The organism is Flavobacterium rhizosphaerae (assembly GCF_046000445.1).
Classification (GTDB): domain Bacteria; phylum Bacteroidota; class Bacteroidia; order Flavobacteriales; family Flavobacteriaceae; genus Flavobacterium; species Flavobacterium rhizosphaerae.
On the sequence record NZ_JBELPZ010000004.1, the window covers coordinates 148,401 to 163,589 of the forward strand.

The 15,189-nt window shown below is 37.4% G+C and carries 14 protein-coding genes; 7 read left to right on the forward strand and 7 right to left on the reverse strand.

Going from position 1 to position 15,189, the window contains the following annotated elements; all coding sequences use genetic code 11:
* Positions 1-2: 2 nt before the first annotated feature.
* The 3 genes from ABS766_RS06250 (at position 3) to ABS766_RS06260 (ending at position 4,373) form a co-directional block, all read left to right on the forward strand.
* Positions 3-881: a glycoside hydrolase family 16 protein gene (locus ABS766_RS06250; protein WP_408084264.1), complete on the forward strand. Its 879-nt coding sequence runs from the start codon at positions 3-5 to the stop codon at positions 879-881.
* 23 nt (positions 882-904) lie between these two features.
* Complete coding sequence (locus ABS766_RS06255) at positions 905-3,199, forward strand: glycoside hydrolase family 3 C-terminal domain-containing protein (protein ID WP_408084265.1); 2,295 nt, start codon at positions 905-907, stop codon at positions 3,197-3,199.
* 121 nt (positions 3,200-3,320) lie between these two features.
* Complete coding sequence (locus tag ABS766_RS06260) at positions 3,321-4,373, forward strand: WD40/YVTN/BNR-like repeat-containing protein (RefSeq protein ID WP_408084266.1); 1,053 nt, start codon at positions 3,321-3,323, stop codon at positions 4,371-4,373.
* Positions 4,374-4,427: 54 nt separating this feature from the next.
* Here the strand turns inward: ABS766_RS06260 and ABS766_RS06265 are convergent, their stop codons facing one another.
* From ABS766_RS06265 to ABS766_RS06275, 3 genes are read right to left on the reverse strand one after another with little or no spacing between them, the layout of a single operon-like run.
* Positions 4,428-4,871 (reverse strand): sensor of ECF-type sigma factor, encoded by a 444-nt coding sequence (locus ABS766_RS06265; protein ID WP_408084267.1) that lies wholly within the window; start codon positions 4,869-4,871, stop codon positions 4,428-4,430.
* A gap of 4 nt (positions 4,872-4,875) precedes the next feature.
* Positions 4,876-5,274: a hypothetical protein gene (locus tag ABS766_RS06270; RefSeq protein WP_408084268.1), complete on the reverse strand. Its 399-nt coding sequence runs from the start codon at positions 5,272-5,274 to the stop codon at positions 4,876-4,878.
* Positions 5,275-5,304: 30 nt separating this feature from the next.
* On the reverse strand, positions 5,305-5,850 hold the full coding sequence (locus ABS766_RS06275; protein ID WP_408084269.1) for an RNA polymerase sigma factor: 546 nt from the start codon (positions 5,848-5,850) through the stop codon (positions 5,305-5,307).
* A 190-nt stretch (positions 5,851-6,040) separates the two neighbouring features.
* Here ABS766_RS06275 and ABS766_RS06280 point away from each other — a divergent pair, with 190 nt between their 5' ends.
* Genes ABS766_RS06280 through ABS766_RS06290 form a run of 3 tightly spaced genes read left to right on the forward strand, consistent with a single transcriptional unit; the run spans position 6,041 to position 8,018 of the window.
* Entirely contained in the window at positions 6,041-6,703 is a 663-nt protein-coding gene (locus ABS766_RS06280) for an HAD family hydrolase (RefSeq protein ID WP_408084270.1), read from the forward strand.
* A complete protein-coding gene (locus ABS766_RS06285; RefSeq protein ID WP_408084271.1) occupies positions 6,703-7,359 on the forward strand; it encodes an HAD family hydrolase in 657 nt (218 codons plus the stop codon). The genes ABS766_RS06280 and ABS766_RS06285 overlap by 1 nt, the downstream gene beginning before the upstream one ends.
* A gap of 2 nt (positions 7,360-7,361) precedes the next feature.
* The gene (locus ABS766_RS06290) at positions 7,362-8,018 is read left to right on the forward strand and encodes an HAD family hydrolase (protein WP_408084272.1); all 657 of its coding nucleotides are present in this window, start codon (positions 7,362-7,364) and stop codon (positions 8,016-8,018) included.
* On the opposite strand, the gene ABS766_RS06295 is transcribed toward ABS766_RS06290, so the two are convergent.
* Positions 8,005-9,294 (reverse strand): cryptochrome/photolyase family protein, encoded by a 1,290-nt coding sequence (locus ABS766_RS06295; protein ID WP_408084273.1) that lies wholly within the window; start codon positions 9,292-9,294, stop codon positions 8,005-8,007. The two genes, ABS766_RS06290 and ABS766_RS06295, sit on opposite strands and share 14 nt — an antisense overlap.
* Positions 9,294-9,764 (reverse strand): SRPBCC family protein, encoded by a 471-nt coding sequence (locus ABS766_RS06300; RefSeq protein WP_408084274.1) that lies wholly within the window; start codon positions 9,762-9,764, stop codon positions 9,294-9,296. The genes ABS766_RS06295 and ABS766_RS06300 overlap by 1 nt, the downstream gene beginning before the upstream one ends.
* Positions 9,765-9,913: 149 nt before the next feature.
* Here ABS766_RS06300 and ABS766_RS06305 point away from each other — a divergent pair, with 149 nt between their 5' ends.
* On the forward strand, positions 9,914-10,771 hold the full coding sequence (locus ABS766_RS06305) for a DUF2911 domain-containing protein (protein WP_408084275.1): 858 nt from the start codon (positions 9,914-9,916) through the stop codon (positions 10,769-10,771).
* A gap of 43 nt (positions 10,772-10,814) precedes the next feature.
* Here ABS766_RS06305 and ABS766_RS06310 read toward each other — a convergent pair whose 3' ends face one another.
* Together ABS766_RS06310 and ABS766_RS06315 are read right to left on the reverse strand one after the other, a co-directional pair.
* Positions 10,815-12,515, reverse strand: a complete 1,701-nt coding sequence (locus tag ABS766_RS06310; protein ID WP_408084276.1) for a sodium:solute symporter — start codon at positions 12,513-12,515, stop codon at positions 10,815-10,817.
* Between the two features lie 164 nt (positions 12,516-12,679).
* Positions 12,680-15,175 carry a PIG-L family deacetylase gene (locus ABS766_RS06315; RefSeq protein ID WP_408084277.1) on the reverse strand — a complete coding sequence of 832 codons (2,496 nt, stop codon included), beginning with the start codon at positions 15,173-15,175 and terminating at the stop codon, positions 12,680-12,682.
* Positions 15,176-15,189 lie beyond the last annotated feature (14 nt).

A 15,189-nucleotide genomic window follows, 5' to 3' on the forward strand; every position in this document is an offset into this window, starting at 1 on the left:
CTATGAAATTCCATGCCTTCAGGCTTACAGCCTTAATTGCAGGGGCATTAGTTGTTACATCTGCTACATTGCCCGAAAAGCCCACTGCTTTAGACGAAAAAGTAATTTTTTTTGAAGATTTTTCAGGAAAAGAAATTAACCGTAATTACTGGACCCCTGTTATTACCGGCCATGTTGTAAATAATGAACAGCAGGCGTATGTTGATTCTACCACTACATTGTACTTAACTGATGCCAAAGAAGCCAAAGGTGCAAAAAACGGCGCACTGGTTATAAAAGCCCTTTACAGTCCCGGTTTTAAAACTAAAGATGGGCAAACGTTCGATTTTATTTCCGGGCGTATGCATACACGTGATAAAGTGCAATTTACCTATGGCACTGTTGAAGCCCGTATAAAAATGCCTGCCGGAAGTGGCTATTGGCCTGCCTTCTGGATGTTAGGCAATGGTAAATGGCCGGATTGTGGCGAAATTGATATTATGGAATATATAGGAGAGCCGGATTGGGTTAGCGCTGCGCTACACGGCCAGAAATACTATGGCGATACGCCATTTGTAAATTATGTGTACCTGGATGATAAAAATGATGTAACCCAATGGCATGTATATACTGTTGATTGGCAAAAAGACCAGATTTTATTTAAAGTTGACGGCAAATTATACTTCAGGGTTACAAAGCCTATGATTAAAAATTATGGCGAATGGGCTTTTGACAATCCTCATTATATTTTAGTGAATATGGCACTTGGCGGGGCTTACCCGGCAAAAATAAACGGTGTGAAAGAACCCTATTACGGGCTGCCCCAAAGTACAGTAAATGATATTATAGCAGGTAATGGCAAAACCTATATAGATTGGATTAAAGTTACCCAAAAACCCTGATTAACCTTATAAAGTAAATCCGCATGAATTTTTCAAAAAAATATACAGCAAAATTGCTGTTTTCAATATTCGTATTAAGCCCTGTATGGTTACAGGCACAGGAAAAAAAAGCACCACAACTTGGTAAAGCCACCGTAAAGGAAGTTATAGATGCCATGACCCTTGAAGAAAAAGTAAAAGTACTGGTTGGTACCGGTAAGGCCCCTAAACCTAAAACACCACCCGGTGTAAGTAGTGGCTGGGTACCCGAGCCTACTATGATTGGCCATACCGAAAAAAAGGTACCGGGAGCAGCAGGCAACTCTTGCGAAATTGACTGCCTTGGTATTCCATCGCTAACTTTTGCCGATGGTCCAGCCGGGGTCCGTATTTCTCCTAAAAGAAAGGGAGATACTATAAATACATATTATGCAACAGCATGGCCGGTTGGCACAATGCTGGCGTCTACCTGGAATACAGAGCTTGTAGAAGAAGTTGGCCGTGCTTTTGGAGATGAGGTAAAAGAATATGGTGTTGATGTATTACTATCCCCGGGAGTAAACATCCACCGTAACCCACGTAACGGACGCAATTTTGAGTACTATTCTGAAGATCCGCTTGTGGCGGGTAAAATAGCCGCAGCTTTTATTAATGGTATACAGTTTAATGAAGTTGGTACCTCAATAAAACACTTTGTTGCTAATAATCAGGAAACAAACCGTAATTACGTAAGCTCTACAATAAGTGAAAGGGCACTACGTGAAATTTACCTGAAACCTTTTGAAATAGCCGTAAAAGAAGCACAACCGTGGACGGTAATGTCTTCATACAATCGTGTAAACGGAAAATATACGGCACAAAGCACTGACCTGCTTACTACTGTACTTAGAGACGAATGGGGCTTTAAAGGTTTTGTGATTACTGACTGGGGTGGGGGATATAACTGGGTTGAAGAAATGCAGGCCGGTAATGACATGATAATGCCCGGAAGGCCAGACCAAATAGAAACCCTTATTAATGCAGTAAAGCATGATTCTCTTAAAGAGTCTGTATTAGACCGAAACCTTGAGCACATATTTAATGTGATGCTAAAAACTCCTACATTAAAAAAGTATGAATATAGTGATAAGCCAGACCTGAAAGCCCATGCTAAAATAGCATATAATGCAGCAACCGAAGGTATGGTGCTTTTAAAAAATGAAAACGCTGCGCTGCCAGTTAATAAAAGCATTAAAAATGTGGCAGCATTTGGCTGGGGTACCTATAACACACTTACAGGCGGTACCGGTAGCGGCGAAGTAAACAAAGCCTATGTAAATTCTGTTTATAAAGGCTTAACAGATGCAGGTTTTAAAGCGGATGAAAGCCTTAGGGCACTTTATGAAAGCAAACAACCGCTAAAAGGTGCTATTATTGACGCAGCAGCCATAGAAAATGACATAGCCATAATTACCATAGCACGTATATCTGGTGAGGGTTATGATCGCAGTATTGAAGATAATTATATGCTTACTGATGATGAAAAGGATGAAATTAAGCAAATAGCCGATGCCTTTCATGCTAAAGGAAAAAAAGTAATAGCCGTACTTAATATTGGCGGTGTTATAGATATGCAGGGCTGGCAGAATTTTGCCGATGCTATTTTGCTGGCCTGGCAGCCCGGCCAGGAGGCAGGGAACTCTATAACTGACGTATTAACCGGAAAAGTAAACCCTTCGGGCAAGCTTGTCACCACTTTCCCTGTAAAATACAGCGATGTACCTTCAGCTGAGAATTTTCCCGGACAGCCGGCAGAACGTCCAGAATTTGTTTTGTATGAAGAAGGTGTATATGTGGGCTACCGATACTATGACAGCTTTAATATAAAACCTATGTATGAGTTTGGCTATGGCTTATCTTATACAAATTTTGATATAAGTGGTTTAAAAATATCGAAAAAAGAAGTTAACGGTAACCTTACAGTTACAGTAACGGCAACTGTAAAAAACACTGGTAATGTTGCAGGAAAAGAAGTAGCCCAGATTTATATTTCTGCCCCGGATAGCACTATTGATAAACCCGAGCAGGAACTTAAGGCTTTTGGCAAAACGCGTTTACTCAAACCAGGAGAATCAGAACAACTTACATTTGTTATAACGGCTAAGGATTTGGCATCATATCACACTGACAGTTCAGAATGGATTGCCGATGCGGGAGACTATACAGTTAAGGTAGGAACATCATCACGTAATATTAAAATAAAAAATACTTTTACACTATCAAAACCAATTGTAGCCGAAAAAGACCACCCCTTACGTAAACCTGATGTTAAGTTTACCGAATTAAAACACAGTAAATAATTTTTTTAATTTTTATATCTGGAAACTGCCGTATACCGGCAGTTTTTTTATACTACTGAAAGAAATCCGTTTTGTCCGGTTTAATATTTATTGTATTATTTTAGCCGTAAAGATTTTAAATATGAATAAAGAATATGTACTGCTGTTGCTATTAGCTTTGGTGATACTTTCCTGTAAAAAAGAAGATAAAATTACCGGGCCGTCTTTTACAAAAGTAGAAGTAGATACTTTATTACATGACAGTATAAGTATAAGGGCCATAGTAATTGATGGTGATAAGGCATGGTATGCCGGCAGCAAAGGCAGGTATGGATGGGTGCCTCTTACTGAAGGTACAGGGTTTGTAGGTATTGCTGCTAACGACACTATCTTTCCGGAATTCAGGGCTATAGCGCAAACAGATGAAGATATATTTATATTACATGCAGGAACTCCGGCAAACCTATACCGTATATCTAAAAACGGCAAGTATACAGAGGTAGTATATACCGAAGAGGGAGAAAAGGTATTTTATGACAGTATGCAGTTTTTTAATGATAAAGAAGGCCTGGCCATGGGAGACCCAACCGATGGATGCCTATCGGTTATAAAAACGATTGATGGTGGCCATACCTGGAAAAAAATTGACTGTAGCACATTGCCTAAAGCCGTAGAGGGAGAAGCTGCTTTTGCAGCCAGTAATACCAATATTATAATACAAGGTAATAAAGTATGGATGGTATCCGGCGGTAAAAAATCAAGGGTTTACAGCAGTGATGATAAAGGTGATACATGGAACGTTTATGAAACACCTATAGTACAGGGGAGTGAAACTAAAGGTATATACGGAGCAGATTTTTACGATGACAGGATTGGATTTGCTGTTGGGGGAGATTATACTAAACCTGATGATAATTCAGCAAATAAAATTGTAACAGATGATGGTGGAAAAACATGGAAAAGAGTAGCAGAAAATAAAGCGTTTGGTTATGCCTCATGTGTGCAGTTTATGCCAGGTAGCAAAGGACATGAATTGTTAAGTGTTGGCCCTGCCGGGTTATATTATAGCTATGACGACGGGCAAAACTGGAAAAAAATATTTGATGACAACCAGTTACACACTTTAAAATTTGTTGATGCTAAAACAGTAATAGCAGCCGGCAATAAAAAAATAATCCGTTTAAAGCTAAAATAAGAGGGAAGCATTGCTTCCCTCTTCATAATAATACAAAACTAACCAACCTAAATCTCACGATTTATTTTGTTTATATTTTTCAAGGAGCTTTTGTTTAAAATCTTCCTCGGCTTTTTTGAGTTTCAGTATTTTTGCAGCCCCAATAACCGGCTTTAAATCAGTTACCAGTTTTTCACGTAATTCAAAAAGTTCCCTGTCTGCAGCTTCAAGCTTATTAAGATAGGCTTCAGCTTCTTTGGCAGACATTTTATCCAGGCCTACTTCATCAATACGTTTAATGCAGGGCTTCATTTTGTTGTGACGAATTTGGTATTGCTTACTTTCATAAACATTATAAATAGGCCAGAATTTTTCTGATTCCTGTGGTGTTAGTTCCAGTTCAGTAGTAATGTAGGATACTTTTAATGCTTTAATTTTTTCCCATTTTTCTTTTTGGGCAAAAGAGCAAAGCGAAAAAAGCAGCAGTATAGGTAAAAAAAGTTTCAGTTTAAGTTTCATGGCGTTATTCGCTTAAATATACATTTTCATTCAGGTAATTTTCAATAGCATCATCACTTATAGCAATAGATGACTCTAATTCTTCAATATCTTTATGGTTGAGGTGTTGCATCATATCATAAGATGTAAAATTTGTCTGGTACACCAGGTAATCTTCAATATCCTGACTGTTTGGTGCACTTTGAAATTTTGTATTTTTAATAAAGAATGCAATACCAACCAACAAAATAAAAATAGCAGCAGTTCTAACCCAAACAGGTAACCGCCTGTATAATGGCTTAACTACAGTTTGTTTTTGTGGTAATTGTTGCATCATCTTTTCGGTGAAGCTTTCAAAATAACCGTCTGGCACTTTAAAGCCAGAGCCGGTTTTTACATTATTATCAAGCTTAAAATTTTTCATACCTTTTAGACTGTATTATTACTAAATGGTTTAACCATTGTTTATATAATCTTCAATTTTTTTTGCTGCATGGTGGTAAGATGCTTTTAAAGCCCCTACAGAAGTGCCCAGAATTTCTGAAATTTCTTCATATTTTAATTCCTGAAAATACCGCATCTTAAATACCAGTTGTTGTTTTTCAGGTAAGTTTGCTATAGCCATTTGCAGTTTTATTTGCAGTGCATCCCCATCAAAATAATCATCAGACTTTAAACTTTGTATAGCATTTTGTTGCAGGTCTCCACTACTGATTCCGCTTTTCTTAGCTTTTTGGCTTAAAAACGTAAGCGCTTCATTCGTCGCAATACGATACATCCATGAAAATAGCTTGCTTTCACCTTTAAATTTAGCAATATTTTTAAAAACTTTAATAAACGTATTCTGCAAAACATCATCAGTATCGTTATGATCAATTACCAGAGTACGTATATGGCTGTACAATGGCCTGCTGTATTGATTTACAAGCCTTTGGAATGCCTCATTTTGTGTAGATGGGTCTAATATTTGTTTAATAAATACTTTCTCGTCGTTTTGCACGTGGCTTCTTTTATAAATAACGTCCGATTACTATGTGTTTGCTATATGCTAATATTGTGCCATAGTACAAGTGATAAGAAAATTCTCAGTAATTTATAAATAGTACAATTTACCCTAAAAAATAGCATTAACAGGCTTTGCAGGCCACTGTTACAACAGGATATTGTATTTTTGGTTTTTAAACACAAATATGGTTAAAACTGTAATATTTGATATGGATGGTGTTATTGTTGACACTGAGCCATTGCACCATGCAGCCTATTATGAGCACTTTAGGCACCTTAATATTGATGTTTCTGCGGAAATGTACGCTTCTTTTACCGGGCTGAGTACCATAAACACTTACCAGAAATTAAAAGAAACCTTTGCTCTTGAGCATGATATTGAAGACCTTGTTGGTTATAAACGAAAATTTTTTAATGCCATTTTTGATACACATGAGGCATTAGGGCTATTGCCGGGAGTACTTACACTTATACAAGACCTGTATGCTAACGGAATGCAGCTTGTTTTGGCATCATCTGCTTCAAAAGTTACTATAAAACGAGTTTTTGGGCGCTTTGAATTGCACCAGTATTTTACACATACCGTAAGCGGTGAAGACTTCCCCAAATCCAAACCGGACCCCGCTATTTTTATTGAAGCCGCAAGGCTTGCCGGAACCCCTGTATCTGAATGTATTGTGATTGAAGACAGTACCAATGGTATTAAAGCCGCAAAAGATGCCGGTATTTATTGTATTGCTTATAAAAGCGCCAATACAAAACCACAGGACCTGAGCCTTGCCAAAAAAGTAATTAACCATTTTGATGAACTTAACTACAATATAGTTCACAACTTAGATACAAAATAATGATTAAAAGTGTAATATTTGATATGGATGGAGTAGTGGTTGATACCGAACCACTGAGCCACAGGGCTAACTTCGCTTTTTATAAATCGTTGGGAATAGAAGTAACCGACGATGTGTATACAACATTCATTGGTAATTCTGACCGAAATATTATTCAGAAAGTGAAAAATATTTATGGAGTAGAAGCCCCTGAAGATGAATTACTTGAGAAAGGGCTTAAGTATTACTGTGAAGCTTTTGACAATGACAAAACCCTGGAGCTGATGCCGGGCGTGAAAAAGCTTATTGAAGACCTTTATAACAATGGTATGACAATTCTTTTGGCTTCATCATCATCTAAAGTAAAAATTGACAGAGTGTTTAACAGGTTTGGGCTTGATAAGTACTTTAGCCATAAAATAAGTGGTCAGGATTTTGAATTTTCCAAACCGCACCCTGCTATTTTTCTGGAGGCGGTAGCTAAATCAGGCTTTACAGCTAATGAATGTGTTGTAATAGAAGACAGCACCAATGGGGTTAAAGCAGCAAATGCAGCCGGGGTATTTTGTATTGGCTATAAAAATGATGAGCATTCCGTACAGGATATTTCACTTGCAGATATGAAAATTTCAGACTTTAGCCAGCTTGATTATGAGAAAATAAAAAGCCTGAAGTAAACATGAAGAAAGCAGTAATATTTGATATGGATGGGGTAGTGGTAAATACTGAACCAATTGGCTACAGGGCTAACCATCAAATGTATAAAGATCTTAATATTACCGTTCCGGATGAAGTTTATGCTACTTTTATTGGCGGTAGTGATAAGAACAATATGCAGAAGCTGAAAGACCTATATAATCTTGAGTATACCCGCCAGCAGCTTATTGACAAAAAATATGAATATTATTTTAAGGTTTTTGACGCTGCGGACGATCTTACCCTGATGCCTGGAGTACAAGAACTTATAAAAGATTTGCACAGCCATGGCATGAAACTTATTCTAGCTTCATCGGCGGCAAAAAGAAAAATAACCAAAATTTTTGACCGCTTTGGGTTACATCCGTTTTTTGATGCCGTTATTAGCGGAGAAGATTTTGAATTTTCTAAACCGCATCCTGCTATTTTTTTAGAAGCGGTTAAAAAAACAGGATGTACAGCAAATGAATGCGTGGTAATTGAAGACAGCGTCAACGGTATAGCAGCAGCCAAAGCAGCTAATATATATTGTATAGCGTATAAAAGCGGATTGGGGTTACCTCAGGATACCACTGCAGCAGATATACTGGTTACCGATTTTAAAGAATTAAATTACCAAAAGATAGCTATGATTCACTAACGGCATCTTTATATACTTTCAGTGCCCGCTCCCGGGCTTCTTTATGTTCTACTATAGGTTTGTAGTCTATTTCTTCAAACTCCGGTACCCATTTTTTTATGTATGCTAAATCCTTATCAAATTTTTTAACCTGCTCTGTAGGGTTAAATATCCTGAAATAAGGTGCTGCATCTACACCACTGCCGGCAGCCCACTGCCAGTTGCCTATATTGCTAGATTGCTCATAATCTAATAATTTTTCAGCAAAATAAGCTTCCCCCTTTCGCCAGTCTATAAGCAAATGTTTGCATAAAAAACTAGCCACTACCATGCGCACCCGGTTATGTATATACCCTGTTGTATTTAGCTGTCGCATGCCGGCATCTACAATTGGATAGCCTGTTTTACCACTGCACCAGGCTTTAAAATTTTCTTCATCGTTTCGCCAGTTTATAGTATCATATTTAGGCTTAAAAGCTTTAGTAACGGTATTGGGGTAATGCCATAATATCTGCATAAAAAATTCACGCCAAATGAGTTCTTTTAAAAAAGTATTTTCTTTGGCACCAGCTGTTTTTTTTACAATTTCACGTATGCTTACTGCCCCAAAGCGCAGATACGGCCCCAAACGAGAGGTGCCATCCCTTGCAGGGAAGTTCCGGGTATCTTTATAATTATCCAATAATGGGGCATCAATATCAAAAGGTACCGGTGTAATATCAGATTCTCTAAAACCAATATCCTGCAACGCTATATATTTATAATTATGGTTAAAAATAGTATCTGCTTTTATTTCATGATGCTGCTGTGTAAGATTTATATTTTTAAATTTTTCCAGCCATTTTTTGCTGTATGGCGTATACACTACATAGGGTTCTCCATTATCTTTCAGAATTTCAGCTGTTTCAAAAATTACCTGGTCTTTAAAGGTTTTTAGTTCAGCATTATGTTTTCTAAGCAATTTTTCAATAGTTTCATCCCGTTCACGGGCATAAGGCTCATAATCCCGATTAGCATACACCGCAGTGATATCATGTTCTTCCAGCAATTTTTTAAATACATTTTCAGGAGTATCATAAAATACAGCCAAAGCGCGTTGGTGCTTTTTAAACGTGGCCTGCAAGTCATCCAGTAAGTTGCTTATAAAGGTTACCCTTGCATCATCCTCAGGTAGTTCTTCCAGAATGTTGGGGTCAAAAATAAAAATGGGCAATACTTCCTCTCCTGATAATACAGCATTATAAAATGCTGTATTATCATTAATACGTAAATCTCGCCTAAACCAGTGTATTACCATTAATTTTGCAGTTTATATTTGCCAAACAATTCAATCATCTTTTTCTCACGATACCTAAAAATTTCTTCAAGTTTAGGCTTTACTATAAACGGATGTGCCAAATTGCCCAAAAAACCCATAGGTAACTTATAGTGTACAATATCTTCCATCTCAGTACCACCAGGAATTTCTTTTAAAAAATGCTTATGATGCCAAAAAGCGTAAGGGCCATAGCGCTGTTCATCAACAAAAAAGCTATTTTCCTTTACATGAGTAATTTCGGTTACCCATTGCAGTTTCATACCAAACAGCGGTGTTACAGTATAGGTAATAATTTGTCCTGCAAACATACTACGCTCATCACTAGAAAGCGTTTTGAATCCCATTGAATCAGGTGTAATTACGGCAAGGTTTTTGGGATTTGATATAAACTCCCACACTTCGTTAACGGGTGTCGGAAAGTTTTGTTTTCTGTGAAGCGAATAAAGCATCTTTTATAATTATTTATAATTGAAAGTTAAGAAACATAGGTTATAGATTCGCACTGATGCATTATAATTTTAACCTTTTTTAACAGATGTAATTTTATTAATGACTAATTTCGCTTTTCAATAATTTTATAAAAAAATCTAATATTACTATGAAAAAAATAGTGTTATGTGTTGCAATAATGTTATGTTTTATAACTGTAGGCAATGCCCAGATACAAACGCCTTTAGTGAGTCCGAAAGCGGTAGTGGAACAAATGGTGGGACTTACTGACATTAAAATTGAATATTATCGCCCTAGTGCCAGGGGCAGGGCTGTATATGGAGAATTAGTTCCATTTGGACGTGTTTGGCGTACCGGGGCAAATAACAATACGCTTATTTCATTTAGTAATGATGTAAAAATAGGTGGCAAAAGCCTTAAAGCTGGTGAATATGCCTTGTATACACAGCCTAAGGCTGATAGTTGGGACATTATCTTTTATACTGATACCGACAACTGGGGATTACCAGAAAAATGGGAAGAAAGTAAAGAAGCATTACGTGCAACGGTTAAGCCTGAATTCTTAAATCGTAAGGTTGAAACGCTTACCATTGGTATTAACAACCTTGATAATGATTTTGGTTATCTTGAAATTGCATGGGAAAAAACCATGGTAGCCCTTCGTATAGATGTGCCTACTAATGAAATAGCTATGAAAAGTATAGAGAAAACAATGTCTGGCCCCGGCCAGGCAGAGTATTATGCTGCGGCACAATATTATTACCAGACAGGGGGAGATTTAAACAAAGCGTTAACATGGGTTAACGCAGCTGTTGAAAAAAATGAGACTGGCAAAGATATACCGTATTATATTCTACGCCAAAAATCGCTGATACAAGCCAAACTTGGTGATACAAAAGGAGCCATTGAAACTGCTAAACTATCTCTGGCTGCTGCTGAAAAAGCCAACAATCAGGATTATGTTAAAATGAATAAAGATTCTATACAGGATTGGAGTAAAAAATAAAATAGTATTATTTGTAAAAAAAGCCCTGAAAAAAGGGCTTTTTTTATGCTATTTGTTCAGGCTTTGCATGGTTGGTATTATCTATTGTCTCAATAACCAGGGAGAGTATTATGGCCATAGAGGCACCAATAATGTTGAGCCATAAGTAACTCACAATTTCGGCGTACCAGATAATAATTACCATAATCTGTGTAATGAGCGCTCCCCAAAACATGGCCTTGGCTTTTATATATTTAATATAAAATGCTACAAGAAAAACACCCAAAACCGTTCCGTAAAAAACAGAGCCTAAAATATTTACTAACTGTATCAGGTTTTCAAATAAGGTACTTAGGCAGGCAAATAATATGGCAACTACACCCCAAAATAAAGTAAACAGCTTTGTGGCATTTACATAATGTTTTTCAGATTTTCCCTCTTTATTTCGTTTATAGATATCTATAGTTGTAGTAGATGCCAATGCATTGAGCCCTGATGCAGAGGAAGACATTGCCGCTGAAAAAATAACGGCTAATAATAACCCAATAAGGCCTTTAGGTAAAAAATTCAATATAAAATAAAGAAATACATAATCTTTATCATTTGTTTCGGCATCGTTATCCACTTTTTTTATAAGCACACGGGCACTTTCCCTAAGCTCTTTTTCGCGCGTGTTAAGTGCTACCAGGCGGTTGTGCAGTTCTTTATTATCATAATCCTGATGCAGTTGATTAACGTAAAGCATGCTGATTTCTTCCTTCTCACTGGCTACATTTTTAAGCTGTGACTCAAGATTTTTATAGTCACTTTTGTATTCCGAATTTTCTATTAGAGCTGTATTATTAGGGTTAAAATGCAGTGGCGCAGCATGAAACTGAAAAAATACAAATACCATAACACCGATAAGCAATATAAAAAACTGTACAGGTACTTTTAAAAATCCATTCATAATCATACCCATCTGACTTTCTCTTATTGAGCGTCCTGATAAATAGCGCTGCACCTGGCTCTGGTCTGTACCAAAATAAGAAAGCATAAGGAAAAATCCGCCTGCTATACCGCTCCAAATAGTGTAGCGTTTTTCGGGGTCAAAAGAAAAATCAAGAATATTAAGCTTATCATTTGCACCAGCAATATGCAATGCATTGCTAAAACTAAGTTCATCCGGAAGGCTGTCTAAAATAATAAAAAAGGTAATAGCCATGCCGGTAATAATAACGGCCATTTGTTGCTTGTGCGTAGTATTTACGGCACGTGTACCTCCGGCTAAAGTATATATTATTATGAGTATGCCTATTGTAAAATTCATTGCGGTGAGATTCCAGCCTAATAGTGATGATAGTATAATAGCCGGAGCATAAATAGTTATGCCGGTACCAAGCCCACGTTGTACTAAAAATATTAGTGAGGTAAGGGTTCTTGTTTTAACATCAAAACGCTGCTCTAAAAATTCGTAGGCTGTATATACCTTTAATTTGTGATAAATAGGTATAAAGGTGACACAGATTACCACCATAGCCAAGGGCAACCCGAAATAAAACTGCACAAAACCCATACCGTCATGATAAGCCTGACCGGGAGTGGATAAAAAGGTTATGGCGCTGGCCTGTGTGGCCATAACTGATATGCCAACTGTCCACCATGGGGTTTCGTTATTCCCTAAAATATATTCATCTACGTTTTTACTGCCTTTATTTTTAAGCGTACCATAGAGTACTATAAATAATAATGTGCCGCAGAGTATTACCCAGTCCAGTAGTTGCATGCCCTAATTGAAAATTTGCATTATAAAATAAAACAGCACTATATAAACCACATTTAGCAGCAATAACAGCGAATAGCTTTTTTTCCACGATGATGGGCTTTTCATAAGTTGCACGTTCTTTTATTATATAGTAAAACTCTTTTTTTATAACATTGTTACAATAGCTATTTGCCTACAGCTATAAGGTTAGCCATAAGCCTGTACGCTCCGGATACCCCTGCCGGTAATTCTCTGAAAAAACTCAGGCCGGTATAAATATAATATCCTTTACCGTAATGGGCTACTAAAAGGCTCCCTTTTTTAGCTTTTTCACCACTATCTGCAGATGATAATACAGGCTCATAATGCTTATCCCATTCATCTGGATAGTAAAGCCCCTGCTCCTGAACCCAACCTTTAAAATCGTTCTCGGTTATTTTATTAGGATAATTTAATAGCGGGCTGTCCGGGTTAATAAATTTTATTTTTGCATCTTCATCTGTAACCCTATCCCGAGAAATGCGAAGCGGGTAGGGGCCAACATCTTTTACAGAAAGCATACCGGTAGTGTTATACTGTACCAGCATTGTGCCGCCATTATAAACATAATTTAAAAGTATCTGTTGCTTGTATGCAAGCCCATCCAGCACATTATAAGCCCTTATACCCATAACTACTGCATCAAAAGCTTTAAGTGTTTCTGCAGAAATTGATTCCGGCACTAATAATGAAACTTCATATCCCATTTGTTGCAGGCTTTGGGGAACATTATCTCCGGCGCCCATAATATAGGCTATTTTTTGGCCTTTTATTTTTAAATCTACTTTGGCGAACTTAGCTATAGAAGGTAACAGTACCTGCTGCGAAGCGATATGCGGATATGCAATTATTTCCTGTTCACGGTCATATTCTTTTCCATCAATATAGGCCAGGCTTTTTGCAGTAGCTTCCTGTGGCGCAGGTGGGGGGGTAACCTCAAAAGTAACTATGGATTCGCTGCCTTTAGTAGGCAGGTCAAAATCTATATACTCAGGAGATATGGTCCAGCTTTTTGGTAAGTCTAATTTTAATTTTCCCGTACAGTTATTTATACCAGACTTAATTTTTACATTTATTAAACGTGTTTTATCATCAGTAAACAATTCTACTTTGTTTAATATTTGTGTTGTTACAGCAGGTATAATATCAAACGGCTGATAGGTTTCACCCTGTACAGGATCATTATACTTATAGGCTACTGTGCGTTCAAAAGGTATGTTTATACCACTTATATTTACCTGAAAATTTACCTTAAGTTGGCGTATAATATCAGCTATACCTATTTTCTGCTGGTCAGAAACCTTATACATGCCGGATGTACCCTCTTTAGTAAGCCAGTAAGGCGAAGTGTAATTAAGGTTTTGTGGCAGCTGTGCTGCAAAAGTTTCATAATACCCTACATTATTTTTTAAGTCAATATTTTTATCTACAGCTTTATTGCCCGGATTTAATTGCAGTGTTACCAGCTTCATAGGGATATTACTGCGGTTTATAGCTTCACACTTAATATTTATGTTGCTTCCCGGTGTGGCGGATTGTTGTTCAGCTACAGCTTCAATATAAAGGCCTGCGCAGTTAGCTATTATGTCAGTAATTTCATTGGTTTTAACCTCTTTCCAGTATTCATCATCAAGCGCCTGTATTTGTTTATATACTGCAGCCAGTGCGGTAACAGAAGCAGCAGGATTTGCAAGATCAAATTGTTCTGTAATTTTATCTATAGCAAGCCCTATTGCAGTGCCTCCCTTAACGCGGCTCCATGAGGTGTTTATGCCATCAAAAATATTTTCTCTGTCTTTTAAATCATTCCCTTTAATCAATTCAAGGTATTCCATATCATCACCGCGCTCTCCTGTAACGCCAAATCCCTGAGATTTATGCCTGCTACGGCTTAAGGCAGCTATTTCCTGATTTGATTCTCCCAAAAGAGGGTAGTAAGTACCTGTAGAAAGATGAATGTATTTTGATTTGTCTGCTTTTTCAAAATTTTCCTTACCTCCAAAAAACCACCACGATAAATTAAAAAATACCCTTTGCGGCTGCCATACTGATGTATATTGTAACTGACTTCTTTCATAATCAGGGTCATTGGCAAGTGTATAGGCTTCCTGGGTGAGCATAGCGGAAGAGGTATGATGCCCATGTGTGCTGCCGGGTGTGCGGTGGTCAAAACGGGTGATAACAACATCCGGCTTAAAGGTTCGGATTACCCATACCATATCCTGCAATACCTCGTCTTTATTCCAAATCTTTAGCGTTTCATCCGGTAGTTTAGAATAACCAAAATCATTTGCACGGCTAAAAAATTGCTCACCTCCATCAATTTTACGGGCCTCTATAAGCTCCTGTGTACGGATCACGCCTAAAAGTTCCCTTAACTCATTACCTATGAGGTTTTGCCCACCATCTCCACGTGTAAGTGCTAAATAACCTGTACGGGCATGTACATCGTTAGAAAGATATGAAATTAGCCTTGTATTTTCATCATCCGGATGTGCTGCAATATAAAGTACAGAACCCAGAAAATTCAATTTTTTAAGCTTATGGTATATTTCAGATGAAGTTGGTTTATGGGGTTGTGCGTGGCAAATACTACCTATAATGAGAAAAATATATATGAGGGCTTTATATGCAGGTTTCATTTGCTTTGTCTTAA

Excerpts from the sequence above, each read along its gene's own strand:
- ABS766_RS06250 (WP_408084264.1), top strand. The coding sequence starts at position 3 with ATGAAATTCCATGCCTTCAGGCTTACAGCCTTAATTGCAGGGGCATTA.
- ABS766_RS06255 (WP_408084265.1), top strand. The coding sequence starts at position 905 with ATGAATTTTTCAAAAAAATATACAGCAAAATTGCTGTTTTCAATATTC.
- ABS766_RS06260 (WP_408084266.1), top strand. The coding sequence starts at position 3,321 with ATGAATAAAGAATATGTACTGCTGTTGCTATTAGCTTTGGTGATACTT.
- ABS766_RS06265 (WP_408084267.1), bottom strand. The coding sequence starts at position 4,871 with ATGAAACTTAAACTGAAACTTTTTTTACCTATACTGCTGCTTTTTTCG.
- ABS766_RS06270 (WP_408084268.1), bottom strand. The coding sequence starts at position 5,274 with ATGAAAAATTTTAAGCTTGATAATAATGTAAAAACCGGCTCTGGCTTT.
- ABS766_RS06280 (WP_408084270.1), top strand. The coding sequence starts at position 6,041 with ATGGTTAAAACTGTAATATTTGATATGGATGGTGTTATTGTTGACACT.
- ABS766_RS06285 (WP_408084271.1), top strand. The coding sequence starts at position 6,703 with ATGATTAAAAGTGTAATATTTGATATGGATGGAGTAGTGGTTGATACC.
- ABS766_RS06290 (WP_408084272.1), top strand. The coding sequence starts at position 7,362 with ATGAAGAAAGCAGTAATATTTGATATGGATGGGGTAGTGGTAAATACT.
- ABS766_RS06295 (WP_408084273.1), bottom strand. The coding sequence starts at position 9,294 with ATGGTAATACACTGGTTTAGGCGAGATTTACGTATTAATGATAATACA.
- ABS766_RS06300 (WP_408084274.1), bottom strand. The coding sequence starts at position 9,764 with ATGCTTTATTCGCTTCACAGAAAACAAAACTTTCCGACACCCGTTAAC.
- ABS766_RS06305 (WP_408084275.1), top strand. The coding sequence starts at position 9,914 with ATGAAAAAAATAGTGTTATGTGTTGCAATAATGTTATGTTTTATAACT.
- ABS766_RS06310 (WP_408084276.1), bottom strand. The coding sequence starts at position 12,515 with ATGCAACTACTGGACTGGGTAATACTCTGCGGCACATTATTATTTATA.
- ABS766_RS06315 (WP_408084277.1), bottom strand. The coding sequence starts at position 15,175 with ATGAAACCTGCATATAAAGCCCTCATATATATTTTTCTCATTATAGGT.